The organism is Marseilla massiliensis (assembly GCF_023336985.1).
Lineage (GTDB): Bacteria > Bacteroidota > Bacteroidia > Bacteroidales > Bacteroidaceae > Prevotella > Prevotella intestinigallinarum.
In genome coordinates, this window is record NZ_JAMBLP010000060.1 from 1 (window position 1) to 985 (window position 985).

The 985-nt window shown below is 47.9% G+C and carries 1 pseudogene; it reads right to left on the reverse strand.

Going from position 1 to position 985, the window contains the following annotated elements:
* Positions 1–985 (reverse strand): annotated as a pseudogene (locus M3089_RS15720) (leucine-rich repeat domain-containing protein); the annotation flags it as partial.

The window sequence follows — 985 nt, forward strand, 5'->3', positions numbered from 1 at the left end:
TGGGCCAGGGATTTCGCTCTTTGCCAAGATAAAAGAATTTGCACAAAAAGCCAACGACCTAATAGTCTGCCCTGCTGCATTATAACAGGCAGCGTGGGAGATTACCTTGTCTGCTTGCAATATATAAGCTTCTCTTGAACAGTCTATGTCCAGCACGGCCTTCGATGAAGCCCGAACAGATTCTATATCAGCAAGGATTCCCCATATAACCATGTCTTTCCATCCGTCGGCATTCCTATAGAGTTCGACGCTCTCATCCGGCACATATATTTCAAAAGGACGGCCACTATCATATCCTGCATTCAAGAATACATCTTTTCCCAACCTCGGCGGGGTCACAGCTTCACAAATAAATTTCGGCGGGTCGTAATGTCCGGTTGGAATCGGCATCTGAAAATCGGCAAATGCCCTGTCGCCAATAGAATCGACAGATGCCGGCAGGATGAACTTACCTGATGTCCAACAGTCCTCAAACGCATTTTGATATATAATGCGCACACCGTATTGAGGTGATTCATACATTCTATTGATATCTGCAAAATAAAGCACCGAGCCATCTGTCGAATACATATAGATTGGTGTCGTCTTGTATGCCACGTTGTCTGCCGACGGCTCTATACGGCTCCGGCTTCCACTTTCCCCTTCATATACATATTTGCCAAGCGTGGGGAACGGGCCGGTAAGTTCAAATACGATGCTCGCGTCTCCCATATTTAATGAATAGTCAGCCAGATGCCTCAATGTTTTTGGAAGTACCACCCTGAAAATCGGATGGTCCAATACGCCTTTCACATTTTCCCAGTTGAACACATTGCTTGGTATCGTGTCTATGTCGGCGTCAAGCAGGTCGAGTGTGTCCAGCTGCAAGAAAAGCGAGTTGCGCAAGTAGGCATAGTCTTCCTCGGCGAGGCTGCCGGTTATCTTCAGGTTGGTGACACCGGCCTTCTGCTCGTCGGTGAGAAGGTCTTCAAGGCGGATGCCGTCG